This window comes from Marinitenerispora sediminis (genome assembly GCF_003336425.1).
Lineage (GTDB): Bacteria > Actinomycetota > Actinomycetes > Streptosporangiales > Streptosporangiaceae > Marinitenerispora > Marinitenerispora sediminis.
Map to the genome: position 1 here is coordinate 1 of NZ_QEIO01000067.1, position 21,207 is coordinate 21,207.

Sequence of the window (21,207 nt, forward strand, 5' to 3'; positions counted from 1 at the left end):
CGTCATGGCTCCAGCCGGGACGGGCCGCCCACGAACGCCGGACCGCCTGTGGTCCGGCCGCCGGTGCCCAACGCCCAACCCCCGGGTCAGTCACCGGCACCCGGCCGCACCCAGCCGTGCACCCGCGGTGCGGCCGGGACCCCGCAGCCCGCCGGTCCGCCATGAGGGGGCAGACCGGCGCCCTCCAGGACGACGACTGGAGCAGCCCGCGCCCCGAGGGGACCCAAGAGGGAAAAGGGGGCGCGGGCACCCCCTCGCCACCGACCAGCAGAGGAGGACACGCCATGCGGCACCGCCGCCCAGAACCCGCCGCTGTCAGCCTCCTCGTCCTCCAGCACCCCGGCTGGCTCATCGACCACCACGCCCGCACCGGGCTGTACCGGGCCGCGCGCCTCCACCACGACCGGGCCGCACCGCCGTTCCTCACCAGCCGCGACCCGGCCGCGCTGTCCCGCCTGATCCACGACGCCGACGCCCGCGACACCGCCCTGACCGCCCAGCTCCGTGACGTCCTCTACGAACTCCGCGACCGAGGAGGACTCCCGGACTGGGCCCCGCCAGTGGCGGCCTGAACACCGCGAACAGCAAGAGCCGTAAAAGCCACCGCCGGTACCGGTCGAGCGCAGCAGGCTCCCGCCCGGCGGCACGCCGCCCCCGCCAGCCAGAGCGGGGCCGGCACCGGCCGCGCCCGGAGACGCAGGGGTGCACTCCGGGCGCGGCCCCCATACCGCCGTCCGGCGCCCGGTGCCGACACCCCGGGCGCCGGACGGCACCCACATCCCCCAGACGAGCGGAGGCAGCCATGGACCCGGCGGCAGAACTCACCCCGACCAGTTCCCTGGACGACATCCGCGCCGCACGCGACGGCGGCGCCCGACTCTCCGACATCGCCGAGCACATCGGGCGCAGCACCTCCTACGTCAGCAAAGCGCTGAACGGTCGACTTGTGCTCCGCCCCCAGACCGCCCGTAGCGCTATCGACCCGCTCACCTCCGACGACATCGACCCCGACGTCCTGCGCGCCCAGCTGGATGCCGGACGCACCCCCGAAGAGATCGGCCGCGAGCTGCAATGCCGACTCGTGACCGTCCTCAACGCGATGCACAAAGCAGGGCTGCTGTCAGCCGTCGCCCCCGCCCTGGCCGACGCGCCCACCCCGCCCGGCGACCGCGAACCCCCGGCCGTCCTCGCCGGACTCCTCCTCCGCCGCGATCCCGCCTGGCCGACTCACCGAGAACCCAAACCGAATAAGCACTGAAGACGATCGAGAGCCCCCGAAGTGACCACCATTCACGTGAAACGCGCCGCCGTCGCCGTCCTGCTGCTCACCACCGCCTGCTCCACCGGAACACCGAGTGAGGACCCAGCGCCGCCACCGGCGACGCCACCCGCCGACCGGATCCGCACGGACGGGCTGGTGGTGTTCCACGTCAACGACGGCCAGCCAGTACTGACGTTCCACGACGTGGGGGACGGGGGACAGCACACCCAGGTGGACCTGTCTGGCCTGGTCGGTGGCGACCTGAACATGGACGCCATGCAGGCGTCGCACTTCGCGTTCACCCCGGACTTCCGGCGCGCCGCCTACGAGGGGGCCTCGGGCGTGCACGTCGGTGTCCTGGACGACGCCGAGTGGGCCTACACCCCCACCGCGCTGCTGGAGGCGGAGAACACCTTCAACGGCGGCACGCCGACGCTGGAACGCCCGCAGTTCTCCCCAGACGGCGCCGAACTGTGGATGGTCGCCGCCGGCCAACGCGACAGCGAAACGGAGACGGTCCTCGGCGTAGACGTCACCAACACCGCGGTCGGCGACCTCCAAGAGAAGGGCGAGGTCCCGGCGGGGGCAGTGCCGCGCTGGCAGACCCAGCCCGGCCGCCAGCCCGCCCTCACCCACATCACCGACGTCTGGGACATCACCGACAACGGCGACCTCGCGGTCGCGAGCGGCGTGCACACCACCAGCGACGGCCTGGACTACCTCGAACTCGGCGGTGACATCGTGCCGTTGAACTTCGTCGGCGACGGTGAGGGGCGATGGTTCGCCCCGCCCGGTGGGATCAGCGGGATGACCGAGCAGACGACGGTCGAGGCGTTCGATCTCGAAGTCGGCGGAGAACCGACCAACGTTCGCACCGTCGCATCCGGCGGGGCCGTGGAGGGATTCTGGCCCGACCCGGCGGGCGACCGCCTGATCATCCAGGCCAACGACGCATCGTTCTACGAGGCGCCCCTGACCGGCCCGGGCGCGGCGGCTCCTTCGCTGCTGTTCGAGGAGCTGCTGTTCGAAGGACCCGCCGCCGCCGGCGAGCTGGGCGTGATGGACGGCGTCATCGCCCTGGCGCAGCCCCGCTGACGCGCGTCCACCTCCTGAGCAGACCAGTCACCCACGCCGACGAGTCATCCCCGGAGTCCTCCGATGCCCACCCATTCACCGTCCGGCCGCCTGTGGCCGTGGTGGTCCAGCGCGGCTCGCGCCGAAGCGGCGGCCCGCATCTCCCGAGGCGACCTCAGCGCCGCCGACGCGCGCGACCCCGACATTTCCGCGTTGGAGGACGCGGTCCGCCGTGAACTCGCCCCCGACGCCCACGTGCTCGCATGCGCGTCCGGTACCGCCGCGCTCGCCAGCGCCTACGCCGCGCTGGGCTGCCTCCCCGGCGCCGAAATCCTGGTGCCCTCCCACACGTTCCGGGCGACCGTCACCCCGCTCGTAGCGTTGGGGCTGGTGCCGGTGCTGTGCGACACCCACCCGGCCACCGGCAGCATCGACCTGGAAGACGCGGCCGCGCGCGTCACCCGGCGCACCGAAGGCATCGTGGTCACCCACATGTGGGGGCGGCCCGTCCCGCTCGCACAGGCGCGGGCCTTCGCCGACCAGCACCACCTCGCACTGGTCGAGGACTGCTCCCACGCCCACGGCACCCGCCACCACGACCAGCCAGTGGGGGGCGCGGCCGATGTGGCGGTGTGGAGCCTGGGCACCACCAAGATGGTGTCCGGGGGGACGTGCGGGGCCCTCACCACCCGCGACCGGGCGCTGTTCGACCGCGCGGTCGTGTTCGGCCAGCCCAAGCACCGGGCGCTCGCCGAGGCCACAGAGTACGCGCTGCGGGCGGTGGCCCAATCCGGGCTCGGCCAGAACCTGCGCGCCAACCCCCTGGCGGCGATCCTCGCCCGGGACCACCTCGACCGGCTCGGCGCGATCCTCGCCGTGAAGAACGAGCGCCAGGCCGCCGTCGAGAAGCTGCTCACCGGCCTCCCTGAAACGGGGCTGGTTCCGTTGCCGCGCCCTCCCGGCCACACGCACGGCGCGCTGTACAAGTGGCACTGGCTCCACCCCGACGCCGCCCGCGCCACCACCGTCCTCGCCGAAGCCGGGCTCAGGGCCCGCCGGCCCGCGCCGGGCCTGCACACCCTGCCCATGTTCACCCAGCCCGCGCTCGCCCGGCTCCTGCTGCCCGGCGCTCCGCGCCTGCCCCAAGCTGGGGATCTCCCGGCCACGGACCGGTTCCTGGCCGGGCTCATCGAACTCGATACCCGCGACGTCTACGACCCCGCAACCGACCCGGTCGCGCTCTACGAAGCCGCCCTCACCCGCGCCGCCTCACGCCTTCACATCTGAATCACGCCTTCACATCTGAATAGGAGAACCCGCATGCCCGCTTCGCTGCTCGCGCCGTTCCGGCTGCGCGACGTCGAGTTCCGCAACCGGCTCGGCCTGCCCCCGATGTCGCAGTACAGCGCCGTCCCCGGCGAACACGCCGCCACCTCCTGGCACCTGCACCACTACGCCACCCGCGCGCTCGGCGTCGGCACCGTGATCGTGGAAGCCACCGCCATCTCGCGTGAGGCACTGGTCACCCCGCACGACCTCGGGATCTGGACCGACGACCAGCAGGACAGCCTCGCCGCCGTAGCCGAGGTGATCAGCGACGGCGGTGCCGTGCCCGCGTTGCAGCTCTCCCACGGCGGCCGGAAGGGTTCCCGGACCCGGCCGTGGGACGGCGACCGGTGGCTGCGCCCCGATGAGGGCGGGTGGGAGGTCATCGGTCCCTCCCCCATCCCCTTCGCCTCGGGCTACCCGGTGCCGCGCCCCGCCGGGCGGCGTGACATCGACCGGGTCCTCTACGACTTCCAGCGCGCAGCCCGCCGCGCCGCCGCAGCAGGATTCCGGATGCTCGAACTGCACGCCGGGCACGGCCGGCTCCTGCACTCGTTCCTGTCCCCGGTCGCCAACCAGCGCAGCGACCACTACGGCGCCTCGTTCGACAACCGCGCGAGGCTCCTGCTGGAGACGGTCTCCGCCGTGCGCGGCGCCTGGCCGCACCGGTTCCCGCTCGCCGTGCGACTGTCCTGCGACGACTACGAGCCCGGCGGGTGGACACTACCGGACACGCTCCGGCTCGCCCCGCTCCTCGCACGCGCGGGCGTGGACCTGATCGACTGCACCTCCGGCGGTATCCGCCGCCCCCAGACCCGCCGACCCGCACCCGGCTACCAGGTGCAGTACGCCGCCGCCGTCCGTAAGACCGGGGTGGCGACCGCCGCGGTCGGGCTGATCAACGACATGCGCCACGCCGGGACCGTCATCGACGCGGGCCACGCCGACCTGGTGCTGATGGGGCGGCGGCTGCTCGTCGACCCGGCTCTCCCGTTGCGCGCGGTGGGTGCCGAGGATGCCGGGCTGGTTCCCCGCCAATACCAGCGGGCGTTGCAGACGGTCCCGGCCAGCGACTTCCTGCCCGAGCTGTGACAAGGGGGCGGCTCAGTGATCGTGTTGCACAGCCAGCGGCTGGTGTTCGTCCGTACCCGCAAGACCGCGGGTACCTCCATCGAGATCGCGCTGTCCCGGCTCGCCGGACGAGACGACATTGTGACGGCGCTCAGCCCACGTGACGAAGACCTGCGTCGGGTGCACGGCGGGTGCGGCCCCCAGAATCACTTGGCGCCGGGCGCGGCGCCGGGGGCCGGGAAGCATCCCGGTCCGGGGGTGGGGGTGGCGTGGTGGAACCACATGCCCCTGTCCCTGATCCAGGACCGGATGGATCTGTCTGGGTACACCACCATGGCGGTCGACCGTCACCCGGCCGAGAAGGTGCTGTCGCTGTACTACCACCGGCACAGGGCCGAACCCCGCACCAGCCTGGAGGACTTCGTGGCTTCCGGGGAGGCGGCCGACGCCCTGAACTGGCCCCTGTACACGCGCGGCGGCCGGGTCGGGGTGGACGTACTGATCCGCTACGAGCGCCTGACCGAGGGCTTGGCGCATCTGAGTGACCGCGTCGGCCTGCCGCGCCTGGAGTTGGGGTCGGTGCGCGCTAAGGCACACTTCCGCCCGCCCGGCACCGGCCGAGACCTGTTCACCCCGGCGGCACGCCGCATGGTCGAGGCGGTGTTCGGCCCCGAATTTGCCCTGCACGACTACACCTGGGAAGACCCGTGCTGATCGAAGTCGCCGGGATCGACGGATCCGGCAAAACCACCCTCGTGGAACGCCTGCGCGGGCACCTCAACCAGCGCGGCCACCACGCCTACTACCGTGCCTGGCCCTCCACCTACAAGCGGATCGCGGCCGACCTCGCCCACCCGATCCCGTGGCAGGAGTTCTTCGGCGCGGACCAGATCGAGACCGCTGCCGCGTTTGAGAACCTCGCCGCCGTCCACCACCACCTGGCGCCGCTCGACCACGCTCGCCAGGTCATCATCACCGACACCTACACCGTCCGCTGGCTGGCCACCGCCGCGCTCAACAGCGCCGACCCCGAACCGCTGGCCGCCCTGTACGCGAGCCTGCGCGCCCCTGACCTGTCCCTGTGGCTCGATCTGGACCCCGGCGCCGCACGGGAGCGAGTCCTGTCCCGGCCGTCGCGCGACCATCTCACCACCACGCGCGACACCGGGCGGATCGCCCGCTACGCGCAGGCGTTCGCCGCAACCGCCGGGCTGGTCCCGTACCACCGGCACCGGGTGGACGCCTCCGCCCCACCGGGCCAGGTGGCGGCGGAGGCGGCCCGTCTGCTGGACGGCCTGCTGAACTAGTCGTCGGCCGGGGCGCACACCCCCGCCCCGGCCACACTCTCCAGATCGCGGGCGAAGCCGGGGTAGGACGTGGCGACCGACTCCCAGCCGTCGATCACCGTGTCGCCCTGGGCGCGGGTCACCGCCGCCACCGCCGCGGCCATCGCGATGCGGTGATCCCCGTGGGAGTCCACCCGGCCGGCCGTGAAGTCGGCGCGGCCGTGCACGACCATGCCGTCCGGCCGCTCCTCGGCCTCAACACCGAACGCGCGCAGCATCTTCACCGTGCTCGCAATACGGTCGGACTCCTTCACCCGCAGCTCGGCCGCGCCGGAGATCACCGTGGTGCCCTCCGCGGCAGCGGCCGCCACCGCCAGCACCGGGATCTCATCCACCGCCCCCGGAATGTCGGAGGCCACGATCTCGACGCTGCGCAGCCGCGACGCCCGCGCCCGCACGGTACCCGTCGCCTCGTCCACGTCGACTTCAGCGCCCATGCGCTGAAGCACCCCTACGAAATCGGCGCGCCCATAGCCCAAGTACAGGCCCGGAACCTCGATCTCGCCGTCAGTGGCGAGCACACCGGCGACCACCCAGAACGCCGCCTGCGACGGGTCGCCCGGCACCGTGACGTCGGTGGCGGTGAGCGTCCCGGGGTGCACCGTCACCGACGCACCGTCCACGGCGACCTTCCCGCCGAACGCCTCCAGCATCTCCTCGGTGTGCCGGCGAGTCGGGTGTGGCTCCACCACCGTGGTCGGCCCCGCAGCCGACAACCCGGCCAGCAGCAGGCTCGACTTCACCTGCGCGGAGGCGACCGGGGAATCGTGGGCGATCCCGCGCAGTCCGCCCCCGCGGATCACCAGCGGCGCGAACCGGCCCGCCTCACGGCCGTCGACGCCCGCCCCCATTTCCCGCAGCGGCACCGCGACCCGGTCCATCGGCCGGCGCCGCAGGAACTGGTCCCCGGTCAGCACGGAGATGCCGTCGACCCCGGCGCACACACCGGCGAGCAGCCGGATCCCCGTCCCCGCGTTGCCGCAGTCGAGCACGTCATCGGGCTCGTGCCGCAGCCCGCCTGTCACCTGCCACTGTCCAGGTATCTGCTCCTCGAAAGTGACGCCGAACCGGGTCAGCGCGCGGCGGGTGTGGGTGACGTCCTCGCCCGTGGACAGGCCCGTGATCGTGCTCCGCCCGTCCGCGAGCGAAGCGAGAATCAGCGCGCGGTGGGAGATCGATTTGTCCCCCGGCACCCGAACAGTCCCCCGCAGGGCACCAGCTCCCGTCACCCTCAACCGACCCATCAACGTCCCCTTCTTCACCGAGCAGCATCGACGGTCTCACCGTAGCCACCGGAACGCGACCATGTAGGGCGTATGCGATCGCTGCGACGAGTACGAGGCTGCTCCGGCGAGTAACACGCCCGCACGTTATCGCTGCGGTCCGTTCCCCTTCCGCGGATCGAGACGCCACCGGGGATGGACGGGACGCGTGAGGAACTGCTTGGGAGCCTAGGCTTCGGGACCCGGCCGGGGTGGTCGTCCTGACAGCGCCCCCGGTCGGGGCCGCGTCGTGAGCGGTCCGGACGACGAACGCGACGCCGCGCCCGAGTACCGCCGGATCGCCGAGGAGCTGCGCGCCACGATCGCCAGCGGTGCCCTGCCTCCTAGTGCTCCGCTCCCGAGCAAGTCAGCCATCACCCAGCGGTACGGCGTCTCCCGAGGAACGGCGCGGCAGGGCCAGTCGCCTGCGGCAGCGACGGCGGTCAGGCGCTACCCTCGGGCCATGAGCACCGACGAGCGCCTGACCGCCGATCAAGCCGCCTCCCTGGCGGGCGTCCGGCGCGACACGTGGCACAGCTATGTCTCACGTGGTCAGGCGCCGGAACCGGACGGCCGCGTGGGGCGGACGCCGTGGTGGTGGCGGTCCACAGTCGAGAGGTACCTGGATTCGCGGCCTGGTCAGGGTGCTCGGACCGACCGAGCGTGAGCCAGGGACAGGGTTCTTGTTTGGCGACTTCCACTTTACAAGTTGAACATGTAAAGTCTGCGGAGAGAGCCCAACAAAAAGGGCCCCGGTGGTTTTGCGAGCACCACCAGGGCCTCGGGCCGCCGAAGCAACCCTTCTTGCGGAAGGAATCCTAATGCCCCCCATCCCCACTCTGCCCCGTGTCGTGTACCTGCGCGGCGGCGGCAACAGTGAGATCACCTGGGACGCCGTCACCACCGCGATGCACGCGCGCGGCTGGGTCACCGTCACCAGCCGAACCGACGCGTGGCACCTCCAGCGCGGAGGCTGCCCCGTGGTGCAGTGTGATTTCTCGATGGGCCTGGACCGGAGCCCCGGCAACTCGTGCGGCTACCACCTGTTCGTCCGCCTGGGGCTCGTGCGCGCCCGTCACTGCCCCGACATCGTCGGGACCACCCTCGGCGCGGCGCTGCCGACCGGGGAGTGGGTCCGGCTCAGCCGCGCCTCCACGATCGGCCAAAGCGTGCTGGAAACGCGGGTGGCTGTGAGCTCCGACGAACCGGAGCTGGTCTGGTTGAACCTCACCGAGCCCGACCGTCCCTACCGGCGACTCGCGGACGACGAGACGGCCACGGACCCCGACGCGCGGTACCGCCTCGACACCGAATGCCTCGCCGACCTCGTCGCCGCGGCGTTCACGGCGGGCAAGACGATGCCCGCGCCGCAGCCGCAGGTGTATGTCTCCTACGGGGAGGCCCGGTGAGCGCGCCTCTCTACCAGGCCCCCATCGACCTGTCGGACCTACCCGGATACCACGCGGAGGACAAGGGGCGCGCCCCCGGGACCGTGTTCGTCGGCCGGACCAGCACACGCGACCATCAAGACCCCGCCTCCTCCATAGCCGGACAGGTAACCGTCTGCGCGACACTGCTCGCTGACAGCGAGGAGTTCAGCGGACACTACTGGGACGTCGAGTCCGGCGCCCTCGACCTGGACGCACGCGGGCACGGCACCGACGAAGAGTACGCGGAACTCGCTGTGCCCGTGCCCCGCGACGGGGGCGTCCCCAAGATGCTGGAGCACGCGGCGCAGGGCCGGTTCGGGCGGGTGATCGCTGAGCGCAGCGACCGCATAGCCCGCCAGATGCTCGCCGCGCTCACCGTGGAACACCGGCTCGCGGCGCTCGGCGTCGAGTTGGTGTACGCCAATGAGCCGTCCGGCGGCATGGAGTCCGGTCGGCTCCGCGCCCGCCGCTCCGGTCAGGTCGAAGCCGAGATCTACCGGCACACGCTGCTGGAGATGTCCATGCGTGGGCAGATCCAGCACGCGGTATCCGGCTACAACCACGGAGTCCCGCTCTACCGTACACCGCCGTCGTGGTGGAGGAGGCGCCCCGCCGAGGGGCGTTCGGGGAAGGCCGGCCGAAGCGGAGGCTCGCCAGGCACCCCGACGAACGCCGTTGGGAGACCGCTGCGGCGATTTTCCGGCTGCGTGTCGAGGGGCTGCGCAGCCACGAGATCCGCCGGCTGCTGGAGTCCGATCCGGCGCGCCACCCCGTCGACGGGAGCTGGACGATCGCGCGCGTTGACGGGCTGCTCGCTAACCCCAAGCTCACCGGGTACCAGGTGTACAACCGCCGCGCCACACGCAACGGCTACCGGTGGAACCCGGTCTCGGAGTGGGTGTGGAGCCCATCGCCCGTACACCCCGCAGTCGTCTCCCCCGATCAGTGGCGGGACGCGCAGCTCGTCACGGCCGCGCTGAAAGCGCCGCGCTCCGGCCTGGATCGGGTGCGGGAGGCCGCACAGGCGCGCGGGCTGGGCATGCGTGTGGTGCGCTCAAGCGCTGATCACGTGCTGTATGGCGTCGGTGACCTGCAATTCGCGGTGCGCCGCGGCGACCTGCCGGATTCGGCGGCCGACGCGATCATCACTCAGATCGGAGCCGGCCGGTGAGCGGAAACGAGGAGGCGACGGTGGTCTGCGAGGCGACGCGGGCGGGGCGGGTGTGGATCGGCACCGTCGCGGCGGCGGGCGTCCACCCCACGTGGGGGTGACCCGGTCATCGCCGTCCCTCCTTACGCATCCGGTCGGCCCGCCCCACGCACGCGGGGAAGAGCGCCCCTTCCCCCATCAAGTCAGATGGGGGACGGGGCGCTGTCGTGTGGGTACACCGTGGGACGGTCAGTCGCGCCGGATAGGCTCGGGACAGCCGTGCGGCTGGCTCTCACAGCCTGCCCTCCCCACCTAACTGCCATCGACGCAAAGCTCTTCGATCCGTTCACACGATCGTGGCTGTGGCCTCTCGTGGCCAAACTTCCCTATGACCATCCCGCTAGCGGTAACGTCGCTGACCTGCACGTATAATGAAACGGTCGGTACCGATGAGCAATCCCCCCGACGGCAGGAAGGAGGCGCACGGCATGAGCTTCTCTCAGCCGGACGACCCGCTCCTCCGCTCAACGCTCGCCCTACTGAAGTCCGCACGCGATCACAAGCACACCCTCAACCGAACCAAGATCGCCAAGCTCCTGTATCTCGCCGATCTCAAGTCGGTGGAAGACGGCGGTGTCCCGTTCTCGGGGGCGACCTGGCGCTGGGAGAACTACGGCCCCTTCGACAGCGCCCTCTACCGTGTCGAGGAATCACTGACATCGGCGGGGATTGTCGAACGCGTGGACGACCGTGGCGGTGTCACTGGAGAAGTCCGGCTACGCCTTGTACAAGACGTGGAATCGCCTCTCAGTGCCGAACTTGACGGGCTCGTCCAGCAGGTGGTCACCGAGCACGGTGCCAAGAGCGCGGTCGCTCTGCGGGACCTCTCCTACGAAACGTCGCCCATGCTCGCGGCCCAGGCTGGCGGGACCCGCGGTGTGCTTATCGATCTGAACCGCGCGCGCCGCCGCAGGCAATACGAGGCACTCAAGGAGCGGTACCGCAAGCACCTCGCGCGCAGGGCGCCGCGCAAGAACGATCCAGGCGTCGGCGAGGAGCTTCGCGAGGAGATGGCGGCGTCCAGCGGCGCGCGGCGTCGGGCCACCATGAAGGCGCTGGGTGAGGAGTGAAGCAAGGGATCATCCGCGGCGGGATCTACCGGGTACCCGACCGCTTCCTTACCTTTCCCCCCGACTATGACCGCGAACCCCACGCCCAGCGCAACGTCATCGTGATCAGCGGCGACTCTGCCCACGAGGATGACGAGTGGCCGATCATCATGGTCGTCCCCTGCCCGAGCCAGGCGACACGCAGGACCAAGTACTGCGTCAAGATCCCCTACGGTGTAGGGAATATGGACAAGAAGTGCTGGGCTCGCGTCGTGGCTGCACAGCCGATGGCAAAAGACGAAGTCGGCGACTTCGTTGGCCATCTGCCTGCGGACATGCTCGAGGAGATCTACCTCAACTGGGCGGAGTACACGGGCCAGGTCTAGCGGCTACTCCGAACGCGATTGATCGCCCCTGCGATCCGATGACAGCGGGGGCGCCTTCATGAGCTGGTCAGGAAGCCGGTGTGCTGGGGGGCGGCGGGCGGGTGATTGCCGGACCAGTGACGGTGCCCCGGCTAGGCCCGAGACGACGAAGCCGCTCCCACCCGCTACGACCGGCGAGTGGGAGCGGCGTTCAGATGGGCATGCCCAGTGTGAGCCGGGCGGGTGTCGGCGGTGCGGGTGGTTCGAGTTCGGGGCCGATCCACCGGCCGTCCGACACTGCGACGTGGGAGACGTACAGCGGCGAGAACCGGCGGCCGAGTTCGTAGTCCATAGCGGCGCGGGTTTCGGGGTCGGGGATGCCGTCGGCCGGCGCGCTTGAAGACGCGGCGAACGTTGCGGGAGTCCGGTCCGGTGCCGACCTTGGAAGCGAAGACCAGCCCATGGTCCTACCAGGCCGCGCCGACAGCTCGCCGTTCGGTCGCCTGGCGCCAGCGCTGTACGCGCAGGGCGATGACGCAGCGCCTCGGCAGCGCGAGCGTGCGCCGGGATTCGGGGGTGCTGGTGTCGCCGCCGGAGGTCAGGCTCCTCAGCTAGGAAGGACCCCCTAGGACGGACCCCCCTGCCGCAGGCGCGATCTCCCCCACCGGAACAACCGGCTCCGACGCGGGACCGCGGCGGCCTCCCGGGTGTCCGCAGCCCCCTTCGCGTCCCTCGGCCGCAGACCTCCCGCTCGAACCGCAGATCTTCCAAGGTCGGCGAGCCTGCGCCCCGGGGGTTCGACCGTGCTGTTGAGCAGGCCGGTCAAGCGCTCGGCCGCCTCCACGGCGTCCTTCCTCCGGCCGTGAGCCTCGGCTTGGTAGGTCGCGTGTCACGCCGTACACGGTGCGGAGGAAGGCGGACCTCCCGGCTTCCGACGGGTGGAGATCACGGTCCAGGTCGTAGCCGGAAGGTCCCGGCAATGGCGACATGCCCCCGTAGGCGATGGCCGTCCGGACCTGGCGCAGGTGCTCGGACGCCTCCAACGCGTCAAGATTGCCGGGGGTGGCGTGGGCGAGTTCACGCGCCTGATCGGCGGCGCCTCTGATCGTGGCCGGCTCCGCCGGATTCTTCTTCGACCCGGAGATCCACACATCCTTGGCGGGAAGCACCGCCCGTTCCATGATCATGTCGTCGTACAGGGAGTACCGGGCCAGACGTGCCGCGGCGGCGCCGGCCTACTCCGGGTCGCTGGGTCCGCAGCCGCCGCGCCATCTTGCGACCTGGTCCGGCCTCGTCGCCGTCCCCGAGCCGTCCCCGAAATCGCTTCTGCATTGCCCAGCTTTACTCGGCTTTGCCTCCTCGACCTGGTATTCCGGGTCGGTCGACCACGTTTCCCCAGGTCCAGAGGAGGAGACCACTGCTCATGGACGGCCACCGCTCCCCTCTCCGGGGCCGCGTTCTTCCGCCTACTCCTGTCTCGTGATCGGAGCTGCCTGTGAAGCGCACCATGACCACCGCCGCGGCTTCTACCCGCCTCTTGGCCCTGGCCCCGGTGGCGGCCGAAAGCCGCCCCGGGTTCATCGACCCGGGGCGTCCGGGGGTCCTGGGGCGCGGCGTTCGACCCGCGGCCGGACCGCTACACCGTCCCCCCGACGGCGGCCCCCGACCGAACTCTCCAGCAACGACACCGCCGGACCGGTAGCCCCCTGTACTCGGGGCCGCGGGCGCGGGCGACTCCGAACGGCTGGAATCCGGGACCAGCCGCCTTCCGGTCCGCGGCCACCGCGTCCTCGACCGACCCACGGCGGCATCCCCCGGGCGCCGGACGCGGGACGGGGACCATGCCCACCGCGCGGGCCGCCCGAGTCCCGCAGGCCAGGGTTCTGGATCGCCTCTCGTGGCGCCCAGCCCGGATCGGCGGCTGGGGCCGCCGGAGCCGCGGCCGGCACCGCGACCAGGGGCTCCTCCCGCGAGCTCGGGCCGCGAAGCTCCCTCGCGCGACCTGCCGCCCTCATGGACTCACTCTCCGCAAATCTCAACTCCACACGGTAATGAGGAAGACCATGCGTATTTCGCCTCTCCGCACCACTCGCGTCCTCGCGCTCGCCGTCGGGACCGCGGCAGGTGTGACCCTTCTGTCGGGTGCCGCTTTGGCTAACGACATCGACGCCCCCTACGCCCGCGCGGCTGCCAAGGTGAGCGACAACGCCCGGCTGCTGCACACCAAGAACGTCGAATCGGTCACCCGGGGCACCGGCACGTCCATCCGGGGCGTCTACTGCGTCAAGGTCTCGCCCAGTGCGGTACGTGACCTGTCCACGGCGGCGATCGTCGCCACGCTCAACAACTCGCGTGGCGAGATCACCGCCATCGGTGCACCGCACGCCTACTGCGGCAACGCCACCGACACCATCACGATCGTCACCAGCCAGAGCAACGGCAGCGCCGCGGACCGGCCGTTCACCGTCGCCGTGCTGTAGCGGCGCATCGCCGCCGGGCCGGCTCACCGGCACGGCCTGCGGACAGGGTGCGGCGCCCCGCGGCCACGCACCCTGTCCGCACCGCAGGAGAGCGACCCGGGCCGCTTACGGCGACGAGCCGGGCGACCGGGGCTGGAGGTACGCGGCCACCGGGCTGAGGTGCCGCCGGAGCCGCCCATGCGGCTCCGCCGCGAATCGCTCGTCAGCACTCACGTGTGCACGGTGGACAGACACGATGACCGCCCGCCAGGGCGTGCCCCGAAGCGGCTCCCCCACTGCGCGACCTACGGCCTCAGCCGGCGGCCCGGCCGGGTGCGGACCTGGAAATCGCCTCGACCCCGCTCGCCTCACCCGGTACGGTCACGAGCGTGTTCGCACGGGGACGCCCTTGCGCTCCGCGCGGCCACCCCGGCAGTTCTCACGCTGAAAGCAGGTTCCGTCCATGGCATGCCGTATCAGTGAGCTCGTGCTCGAATGCCGCGATCCCGAGGTGCTGGCGCGGTTCTGGTGCGAGGTCCTGGACTTCGTCGTGCTCGACCGCGAGGAGGACTGCATCGAGATCGGGCCGCGCGAAGGGTTCGGCGGTCCGCAGCCGACGATCATCCTCAGCCGCACCGACGAGCCGAAGCACCGGACACTCCGGCTGCACATCGACGTCAACGCCACCGACCGCGATCAGGAGGCCGAACTCGACCGCCTCCTGAAGATCGGAGCGCGCCCGGCCGACGTCGGCCAGACCGGCGAGGAGCCGTGGCACGTGCTCGCCGACCCCGAAGGCAATGAGTTCTGCCTGCTCAAGGCCCGCCTCGCCCCGCTCTGACGCCCCCTCGCCGGCCACGGGGGCCGCGGCCCGGCCGACGGGGTACCGGCGCCACGCCCCGCACGCGGGGATGCGCGAAAGGGCCCGCAGACGATCCCTACGGGCCCTTCGTTCGTGGTCAGCCGGAACGCGGACCGGCGCTCCGCCAGCTGATGCGGATCCGACCGGCCGCCGCGTGCGGTCGGCTCACTCGTTCACCCAGATGTAGAGTTCCCAGTGCCTGAGCCTGGGGCCCTCGCACTTGTACTGCGTTCCCGACGACTTGCCGTCGGCCTGGCACTGCTGCATTCCCGCGGTCGTGGCCGGGTAGACCCGGACGTACTTCCATCCGGCGGCGTGGGCGGGGGCTGCCATGCCGATGGTGATGGCCAAGGCTGCCGCCGCGACGCCGAGACCGCGTTTGATGACCATGGTTCTCCTCATGGAACGGGCGTGAGTTGGGGTGGTGACGCTTGGTCCGGCCGGGGATGGGTCCTCTACCGGACGCCGCCGTCCTGCCGTGTCGCGACACGGGCACGGACCATGATCATCATTCGTTCCACGCGATGTCCATGACGGTCCGTCGACACCTCCTTGACGCTTCGTCTCCGCGAGCGCGCCGCCCCTTGGCGACGTGACCGGACACCGGACAGGGCCTCCTCATGGCGCCGATTCCGACGTGGCGGGGAGCCCGGTGAGTCGGGCGCTCTCGCGCCACAGGCGCTCCACGCGCTCCGAAGCGGTGGTGTGCGGTGCCGTCTCGACGGCCCGGCGCCGGACGAAGAACCTGCCGGTCACCCCCTCGATCTCCTCGGCCGTCGCCAGCCACACCGGGGTGTCGGCGCCGGTGGCGGTCCCGCGTGCGAACATGCCGCACACGGCGCCGAACACCTTCAGCGCTCCGCGATCGTGCCGATTGAGGTGGCCGCCTTTGATGATTCCCGGATGGACGCCGTTCACGGTCGTGCCTGTGCCGGCCAGCCGGGACGCCAGCGCGTACACGAACATCGCGTTCATGTTCTTGGTACGCGCGTAGGCGACGAACGGCCGGAAGCTGGGCGGCCAGCCGAGTCCGCGGCCGGCCTCCAGGTTGAGGTCGTCGAGATCGACCGGGACCCGCGTGAGCGCACGCGGAGACGCGCCGACGACGACGAACCGGCGGGGCTTGGCCGCCGGGTACTCCGCGAGCCGGCGCAGCAGCAGGTAGGGGGCGAGGTGGTTCGTCGCGAGCGACCGGTGCAGCCCGTCAGGAGTGCGGTCGTCGAGCGGAGCGATGACCGCCGCGTTGCTCACGACGATCGACGGCCCGCGCTCGCCGAGCCGATCCGCCAGCGCCCGTACCTCGGCGAGGTCCGCGAGATCGACCGGCTCCGTCTCCAGGTCGGCTCCCGGGACGGCGCCGCGGATACGGTCCCGTGCCCGGTCCAGCCGGGCACGGTCGCGGGCGACGAGCACGACCGTCGCGCCGGTGCGGGCGAGACCGGCCGCGATCTGCTCCCCGATCCCGCCGCTGGCGCCCGTGACGACGGCGAGTTCGCTCACTGGGCCGTTCCTCCGATCGGATGACGCGGGCCGCGTGTGCTGGTCGGCGAGGCGCGGTTCGGTGACTCAGCCGCGCGAGAGTTCGAAGTGGACATGCCTCCACCGTCCGGCATACCGCTCGGAAGTCCCAGGTACCCGCAGTACCACCCTGTCCGCGAGACGGGGTGAGACCCTGGCGTCATGACAACCGGTGAGCTCGCCCGGGCCCTGCGCTCATGGCGCGACCGCGTACGCCCGTCCGACGTCGGGCTGCCCGATGTCGGACTGCGGCGTACCGCCGGACTGCGTCGTGAGGAACTGGCCGCCATCGCCGGGATCTCGGTCGACTACCTCGTCCGGCTCGAACAGGGACGGGCGCGCAACCCGTCGACCCAGGTGCTCGCGGCGCTCGGCCGCGCGCTACGCCTCTCGGCCGGCGAACGCGACCTGCTCTACCGCGCCGCCGGGGCGCAACCGCCCGCCGCCGGCGTGGTGCCCCGGCATATCGGGCCGGGCACCGCCCGCATTCTCGACCGGCTCGCCGACACTCCGGTCGCGGTCTTCACGGCGAGCTGGGACCTCCTCCACGCCAACGCGCTCTGGACCGCCCTGCTCGGAGGAGTCGAACCGGCGTCCTCCCGGTCGCGCAACCTCGTGTGGCGGCACTTCAGCGGTGCCCCGAGCCCGGTCGTGCACACCGAGGAGGAGCACGACCGATTCGGACGGGAACTCGTCAGCGACCTCCGCCGCGCGGTCACGACCTACCCGGACGACCGCGAACTCGCGAGCCTCGTGGCCGAACTGCGCGCGACCAGCGTGGCGTTCGCGGAGCGGTGGGACGACTTCGCGGTCATTCCGGGTACGGCCGCGCGCAAGACCATCCACAGCCCAGCGGCCGGTCTGGTCACCCTCGACTGCGATGTGCTGGCGACCCTGGACGGCGACCTCCGGATCATCGTCTACACCGCCCGCCCGCACAGCGAGGACGCGGGCAAACTCGACCTGCTCCGCGTCACCGGCCCCCACGAGGCCGGATGAACGGCGGGACGGAGTCTCCGGGCGGGTCGCCGGTGGATCGGCGGACGTGGCGAGGCCGTCCCCCCTCGGCCTCCGCCCGGGTCCGCGGAGGTGCGTCGGGGTCGAGTCCGGTCTCGGCGGACGGCGTCCGCGTTGTCGGCCATGACAGGGCCGAGACGGGCGCTGGGCACCCCGTACGGTTCACTCGGATCAGGCCACCGCACGCACCTACCTCAGCGGGTTTGGACGGATACACAGGCAATCCGGCTTCCTACCTATGGGACTGTCCGAGGCGGCCGGGTTCAATCGACGTCATGAGCAACGGCATCACTCTCGTCCTCGGCGCTACCGGCAAGACGGGCCGGCGGGTCGCCGCCCGGTTGCGGCTGCGCGGCACGCCGGTGCGCGCTGCCTCGCGATCGAGTGGGACCCGGTTCGACTGGTCCGATCCCGGCAGCTGGGACGCGGCCCTGCGGGGTGCCGCCGCCGTCTACGTGGTGGCCCCGCGGGTGCCGGGCCCGGTGCACGAGTTCGTCGCCCGGGCCGAGGCCGCCGGAGTGCGGCGGCTGGTCCTGCTCTCCGGGCGCGGCGCCGACACCTGGGGCGACTCCCCGTTCGGGCTGGACATGCGTTCGGCCGAGGACGCCGTGCGGGGCTCGGCGCTGGAGTGGACCGTCCTGCGGCCGTCGAACTTCGCGCAGAACTTCGACGAGGACGTGTTCCACGCCCCGCTGGTCGCCGGGGAGCTGGCGCTCCCGGCCGGCGCGGTGCCCGAGCCGTTCATCGACGTCGAGGACGTCGCCGACGCCGCGGCCGCGGTGCTGACCGAGACCGGTCGGCACGCCGGACGGACCTACGAGCTGACCGGACCGCGCGCGCTCACCTTCGGGGAGGCCGTCGAGCTGATCTCCCGGGCGGCCGGGCGGCCCATCGCCTACCGGCGGATCTCCCCCGCCGAGTACGCCGCGACGCTGGTCGCGGCCGGCGTGAGCGAGGACGACGCCCACCACGTCGCGGAGATGTTCGTGCTGATGGAGCGCGGGCTGATCGCCGCGACGACGGATGACCTCACCGCCGTGCTGGGACGGGCGGCCGGGACCTTCGAGGACTATGTCGTGCGGGCCGCAGCGGCGGGAGCCTGGCGGCGGTGACCGCCCGGTGGCCCGGCCCGCACCGGCTCTGGGCCGGTGTGCACCTCGCCCACCGCGAAGCCCCGCCGGGTGGCCAGGGCGAGCACCCTGCGCAGCACCCCCGGCCCTTAAGGCGGGTGAGGCGCGGTCGGGTGGCGGTGGGCACCCGGCGGCGGCTCCGGGCCCGCATGGCCTCGATCGGTGGAAGCGCTGCGTCCCGCGGCGCTTGCCCGCCAGCGGACGGGAGCCGCTGGCCGTCGCCCCCGCGACCCCGTTCCGAACGGCTCGACGCCTCGCGCCAGGGCCTCGGATCCGTTCACCTCGACTATCGAAAGGGCTGTGATGAGCACCGACGCCGGTTCGCTGACCCCCCAGGACATCGAGTTCCTCCGCCGCCCCCTGTACGGGTTCCTGTCCGTGGCCGGGGGGCCGCTCCCGCCGCAGCCGCGGCCGGTGTGGTTCGAGGCCACTGCCGAGGGCACGATCCAACTGTTCACGGGCCCGGACACGCGCAAGGTGCGGCACCTCCGCCGCGACCCCCGCGCCTCGATCGTCGTCGCCGCCCCCGTGGGTGAACGCGAGCGCTGGCTGTCGGTCGCCGGCCGCACCACGGTGGAACCCGACGGGGCCCACGACCTGTGCGCCCGCCTCGCCGCCCGCTACTGGAACCTCGACGATCCGGCCCGCGCCGGCGAACTCGCCGGGATGCTGGCCGCGGAGCAGGTGCGTCTCGTCATCCACCCGGAGACCGTGCGCCGCTACATGAACTGACCCGTGCCCGTGGATCGCCGACAGGACCATCGACTCCGGCCTCGTCCACGGCGGGCGCACCTGCTCCGGCGGTGTCATCCAGGTCGTCCCGCCGCGAGGGAGGGCGGTCGCCGAGTCCGGCTCCGGTGTCCCATGCGGGGACCGCGCACCCGGTTCAGGCCCCGGATCCCGACCGCCGCACCGTTACGGCACGCCCGAACAGGCACCACGGTGGGGGCTGCCGTCCCACCAGGAGTCGGGCGCGCCGTTCGCGTCCGGCGGGGGTGACGGGCGGACCATGCGTTCGGAAGCCGGCCCGGACGTCCCGGGCCGGTCTCCGCAGCGGAGAAGGCTCACCAGGCGGGAGATCCGCAGTAGCCGCCCGTCAGGCAGGCGCGGAAGTTCAGCCCCCGGGTGCCGGGCTGGTAGTTCCTGTCGAACGTGCCGCCGTTCGCCGCCGTGGCGACCGGGGTCCAGCCCCGGCCTTCCCACCTGGCCTGGAGGATCACCCATCGGCCGTCATTGGGCGCGCGGTCGGTGAACCTCCCCTGGAACCGGCCGTGATAGCCGCCCCCCGCACTCGGGCTCCAGGTCCAGCTGACGTCGATACTGCCGGCGCGGTTGCTCGTCCACAGCGTCCTCCGCGCCGAACCGGTCGCCGCGACGTCGCCGTCCGCCTCCTCGGGCGCGATGTTCACGGTACCCGGCATGCTCGGGGCGTCCTCAGCGGCGGCTGCGGTACCGGACGTTCCGGCCGGGAGGAGCGGCCAACGCTGCGACAACGGTGAGGGACGAACGTGTTCTGCTGCCTACCATGAGACTTCCCTCTTGTGGGGATTGATGGGGGTTTCGCCGAAGACAGCGACGCGGCATGCCCGCTGTCCCGCCTTGCCAGGCAAGCGACAGAGCGGTGGTGCGGGTGTACTCAGCACTGAGCGCCATGTCCCGAGCATCGCGCGCCAGGAATGGGCGCCTCGCCCGGGAGCTGGGGCGACGTCAGGACGGACTCGCCGTCGTGGGTCGCGCCTCTGCCGAGGCCGTCCTCGCAGGCGGCTGACCGGCTCTCAGGCCCCGGGCGGTTAACTCGTCACGGCCGCACGGGCGGCTCCGGCGCACCCAATACGAGAGCGAGTCACGTTCGCGCTAGGGTGCGCGGGTGAGTCTTCATGTCGTCGTAGGGTTCGGGCCCGCCGGGGCCGCCACCGCTCGCCTGCTGGCCGAGAAGGGGCACTCCGTACGAGTCATCACCAGGTCGGGCCGACGCCCGGAGCCCGGCATCGAGCACATCGCGTTGGACGCGGCGGACAGCGGACGGCTGATCTCCGCCGCCCAGGGCGCGGCCGCGATCTACAGCTGCGCCGCGCCGCCCTACCACCGCTGGGCGGCCGAGCTGCCGCCCCTGGCCTCGTCGGTCTGCGCGGCGGCGGAGGCGACCGGGGCCGTCCTGGTCATGCTGGGCAACCTCTACGGCTACGGTCCGGCGCAGGGGCCCATGACCGAGGATCTGCCGCTCGCGGCGACCGACCGCAAGGGGCGGGTGCGCGCCGCCGTCTGGGAGCAGGCGCGCGAGCTGCACGAGCAGGGGCGGATCAGAGCGGTCGAGGTGCGCGCCTCGGACTTCTTCGGTCCCGGAGTGACCGACGGCGGGCACCTGGCCGGGCGGGTCATGCCGCGCCTGCTGCGCGGCAGGCCGGTCTCCACGCTCGGCGACCCCGACGCCCCGCACAGCTGGAGCTACCTCCCCGACGTGGCCGCGGCCCTGGTCGAGGTGGCGGGCGAGGAACGGGCCTGGGGCCGGGCCTGGCACGTCCCGACGGAGCCCGCGCTGTCCACCCGGGAGATGGTCGACCGCCTCGCCGCTCAGGCGGGCACCGGCCCGGTCGCGGCGCGCGGGCTGCCGTCGGCCGTGCTCGGAGTCGTGGCGGTCTTCTCCCCGCTGATCCGCGAACTGAGGGAGATCCGCTACCAGTTCGACCGTCCGTTCGTCGTTGATTCGAGCGCGTACGAAGCCGAGTTCGCGGTGCGCGCCACCCCCGTCGACGAGCAGGTCGAGGCGACGGTGGACTGGTGGCGGAAGCGGTCGGCCACCACCGGGTGACCCCCGGCGCGGCGGCCC

Annotated in this window: 24 protein-coding genes; 18 read left to right on the forward strand and 6 right to left on the reverse strand. The window is 72.1% G+C overall.

What is annotated here, in order from left to right; translation table 11 throughout:
* Nucleotides 1–284 precede the first annotated feature (284 nt).
* The 7 genes from DEF28_RS14385 to DEF28_RS14415 all read left to right on the forward strand — a co-directional run bounded on the left by DEF28_RS14385 (nucleotide 285) and on the right by DEF28_RS14415 (nucleotide 6,039).
* Nucleotides 285–572, forward strand: coding sequence for a hypothetical protein (locus DEF28_RS14385; protein WP_114398343.1), 288 nt, complete (start codon nucleotides 285–287; stop codon nucleotides 570–572).
* A 230-nt stretch (nucleotides 573–802) separates the two neighbouring features.
* On the forward strand, nucleotides 803–1,258 hold the full coding sequence (locus tag DEF28_RS14390) for a hypothetical protein (protein WP_114446154.1): 456 nt from the start codon (nucleotides 803–805) through the stop codon (nucleotides 1,256–1,258).
* 21 nt (nucleotides 1,259–1,279) lie between these two features.
* On the forward strand, nucleotides 1,280–2,356 hold the full coding sequence (locus DEF28_RS14395) for a hypothetical protein (RefSeq protein ID WP_114398844.1): 1,077 nt from the start codon (nucleotides 1,280–1,282) through the stop codon (nucleotides 2,354–2,356).
* Between the two features lie 63 nt (nucleotides 2,357–2,419).
* Nucleotides 2,420–3,622: an aminotransferase class I/II-fold pyridoxal phosphate-dependent enzyme gene (locus DEF28_RS14400; RefSeq protein WP_114398843.1), complete on the forward strand. Its 1,203-nt coding sequence runs from the start codon at nucleotides 2,420–2,422 to the stop codon at nucleotides 3,620–3,622.
* Nucleotides 3,623–3,655: 33 nt separating this feature from the next.
* Complete coding sequence (locus DEF28_RS14405) at nucleotides 3,656–4,753, forward strand: oxidoreductase (protein ID WP_114398842.1); 1,098 nt, start codon at nucleotides 3,656–3,658, stop codon at nucleotides 4,751–4,753.
* Nucleotides 4,754–4,768: 15 nt separating this feature from the next.
* Entirely contained in the window at nucleotides 4,769–5,446 is a 678-nt protein-coding gene (locus DEF28_RS14410) for a sulfotransferase family protein (RefSeq protein ID WP_114398841.1), read from the forward strand.
* Nucleotides 5,440–6,039: a nucleoside/nucleotide kinase family protein gene (locus DEF28_RS14415; RefSeq protein WP_158562830.1), complete on the forward strand. Its 600-nt coding sequence runs from the start codon at nucleotides 5,440–5,442 to the stop codon at nucleotides 6,037–6,039. The genes DEF28_RS14410 and DEF28_RS14415 overlap by 7 nt, the downstream gene beginning before the upstream one ends.
* On the opposite strand, the gene aroA is transcribed toward DEF28_RS14415, so the two are convergent.
* The gene (gene aroA, locus DEF28_RS14420) at nucleotides 6,036–7,322 is read right to left on the reverse strand and encodes a 3-phosphoshikimate 1-carboxyvinyltransferase (protein WP_114398847.1); all 1,287 of its coding nucleotides are present in this window, start codon (nucleotides 7,320–7,322) and stop codon (nucleotides 6,036–6,038) included. The two genes, DEF28_RS14415 and aroA, sit on opposite strands and share 4 nt — an antisense overlap.
* A 268-nt stretch (nucleotides 7,323–7,590) precedes the next feature.
* Between aroA and DEF28_RS28080 the strand changes: the two genes are divergently transcribed.
* Together DEF28_RS28080 and DEF28_RS14435 are read left to right on the forward strand one after the other, a co-directional pair.
* Complete coding sequence (locus tag DEF28_RS28080) at nucleotides 7,591–8,007, forward strand: GntR family transcriptional regulator (RefSeq protein ID WP_199493297.1); 417 nt, start codon at nucleotides 7,591–7,593, stop codon at nucleotides 8,005–8,007.
* A 154-nt stretch (nucleotides 8,008–8,161) separates the two neighbouring features.
* Entirely contained in the window at nucleotides 8,162–8,749 is a 588-nt protein-coding gene (locus DEF28_RS14435; protein ID WP_114398839.1) for a hypothetical protein, read from the forward strand.
* 38 nt (nucleotides 8,750–8,787) lie between these two features.
* On the opposite strand, the gene DEF28_RS14440 is transcribed toward DEF28_RS14435, so the two are convergent.
* Nucleotides 8,788–9,312: a hypothetical protein gene (locus DEF28_RS14440; protein ID WP_114398838.1), complete on the reverse strand. Its 525-nt coding sequence runs from the start codon at nucleotides 9,310–9,312 to the stop codon at nucleotides 8,788–8,790.
* A 50-nt stretch (nucleotides 9,313–9,362) separates the two neighbouring features.
* On the opposite strand from DEF28_RS14440, the gene DEF28_RS14445 reads away from it, so the two are divergent.
* The 3 genes from DEF28_RS14445 to DEF28_RS14455 all read left to right on the forward strand — a co-directional run bounded on the left by DEF28_RS14445 (nucleotide 9,363) and on the right by DEF28_RS14455 (nucleotide 11,415).
* Complete coding sequence (locus tag DEF28_RS14445) at nucleotides 9,363–9,941, forward strand: recombinase family protein (RefSeq protein WP_158562831.1); 579 nt, start codon at nucleotides 9,363–9,365, stop codon at nucleotides 9,939–9,941.
* Nucleotides 9,942–10,408: 467 nt separating this feature from the next.
* Complete coding sequence (locus DEF28_RS14450; RefSeq protein ID WP_158562833.1) at nucleotides 10,409–11,050, forward strand: type II toxin-antitoxin system antitoxin SocA domain-containing protein; 642 nt, start codon at nucleotides 10,409–10,411, stop codon at nucleotides 11,048–11,050.
* A complete protein-coding gene (locus DEF28_RS14455; RefSeq protein WP_114398835.1) occupies nucleotides 11,047–11,415 on the forward strand; it encodes a type II toxin-antitoxin system PemK/MazF family toxin in 369 nt (122 codons plus the stop codon). The genes DEF28_RS14450 and DEF28_RS14455 overlap by 4 nt, the downstream gene beginning before the upstream one ends.
* A 190-nt stretch (nucleotides 11,416–11,605) precedes the next feature.
* Here DEF28_RS14455 and DEF28_RS27555 read toward each other — a convergent pair whose 3' ends face one another.
* The gene (locus tag DEF28_RS27555) at nucleotides 11,606–11,746 is read right to left on the reverse strand and encodes a hypothetical protein (RefSeq protein WP_158562835.1); all 141 of its coding nucleotides are present in this window, start codon (nucleotides 11,744–11,746) and stop codon (nucleotides 11,606–11,608) included.
* Between the two features lie 1,798 nt (nucleotides 11,747–13,544).
* Here DEF28_RS27555 and DEF28_RS14460 point away from each other — a divergent pair.
* Nucleotides 13,545–13,874, forward strand: a complete 330-nt coding sequence (locus tag DEF28_RS14460; RefSeq protein WP_114398834.1) for a hypothetical protein — start codon at nucleotides 13,545–13,547, stop codon at nucleotides 13,872–13,874.
* Nucleotides 13,875–14,316: 442 nt separating this feature from the next.
* Nucleotides 14,317–14,694 (forward strand): VOC family protein, encoded by a 378-nt coding sequence (locus DEF28_RS14465; RefSeq protein WP_114398833.1) that lies wholly within the window; start codon nucleotides 14,317–14,319, stop codon nucleotides 14,692–14,694.
* 186 nt (nucleotides 14,695–14,880) lie between these two features.
* Here the strand turns inward: DEF28_RS14465 and DEF28_RS14470 are convergent, their stop codons facing one another.
* Together DEF28_RS14470 and DEF28_RS14475 are read right to left on the reverse strand one after the other, a co-directional pair.
* Nucleotides 14,881–15,117 (reverse strand): hypothetical protein, encoded by a 237-nt coding sequence (locus DEF28_RS14470; protein ID WP_147280159.1) that lies wholly within the window; start codon nucleotides 15,115–15,117, stop codon nucleotides 14,881–14,883.
* A gap of 216 nt (nucleotides 15,118–15,333) precedes the next feature.
* A complete protein-coding gene (locus DEF28_RS14475; RefSeq protein WP_114398831.1) occupies nucleotides 15,334–16,215 on the reverse strand; it encodes an SDR family NAD(P)-dependent oxidoreductase in 882 nt (293 codons plus the stop codon).
* 180 nt (nucleotides 16,216–16,395) lie between these two features.
* Between DEF28_RS14475 and DEF28_RS14480 the strand changes: the two genes are divergently transcribed.
* The 3 genes from DEF28_RS14480 to DEF28_RS14490 all read left to right on the forward strand — a co-directional run bounded on the left by DEF28_RS14480 (nucleotide 16,396) and on the right by DEF28_RS14490 (nucleotide 19,112).
* Nucleotides 16,396–17,232, forward strand: coding sequence for a helix-turn-helix domain-containing protein (locus DEF28_RS14480; RefSeq protein ID WP_114398830.1), 837 nt, complete (start codon nucleotides 16,396–16,398; stop codon nucleotides 17,230–17,232).
* 293 nt (nucleotides 17,233–17,525) lie between these two features.
* On the forward strand, nucleotides 17,526–18,362 hold the full coding sequence (locus tag DEF28_RS14485) for an NAD(P)H-binding protein (RefSeq protein ID WP_199493300.1): 837 nt from the start codon (nucleotides 17,526–17,528) through the stop codon (nucleotides 18,360–18,362).
* Nucleotides 18,363–18,683: 321 nt separating this feature from the next.
* On the forward strand, nucleotides 18,684–19,112 hold the full coding sequence (locus DEF28_RS14490; RefSeq protein ID WP_114398828.1) for a pyridoxamine 5'-phosphate oxidase family protein: 429 nt from the start codon (nucleotides 18,684–18,686) through the stop codon (nucleotides 19,110–19,112).
* A 332-nt stretch (nucleotides 19,113–19,444) separates the two neighbouring features.
* Here the strand turns inward: DEF28_RS14490 and DEF28_RS14495 are convergent, their stop codons facing one another.
* Nucleotides 19,445–19,801, reverse strand: a complete 357-nt coding sequence (locus DEF28_RS14495; protein WP_114398827.1) for a hypothetical protein — start codon at nucleotides 19,799–19,801, stop codon at nucleotides 19,445–19,447.
* A 446-nt stretch (nucleotides 19,802–20,247) separates the two neighbouring features.
* Between DEF28_RS14495 and DEF28_RS14500 the strand changes: the two genes are divergently transcribed.
* Complete coding sequence (locus tag DEF28_RS14500; protein ID WP_114398826.1) at nucleotides 20,248–21,189, forward strand: NAD-dependent epimerase/dehydratase family protein; 942 nt, start codon at nucleotides 20,248–20,250, stop codon at nucleotides 21,187–21,189.
* The last annotated feature ends 18 nt before the right edge of the window (nucleotides 21,190–21,207 follow it).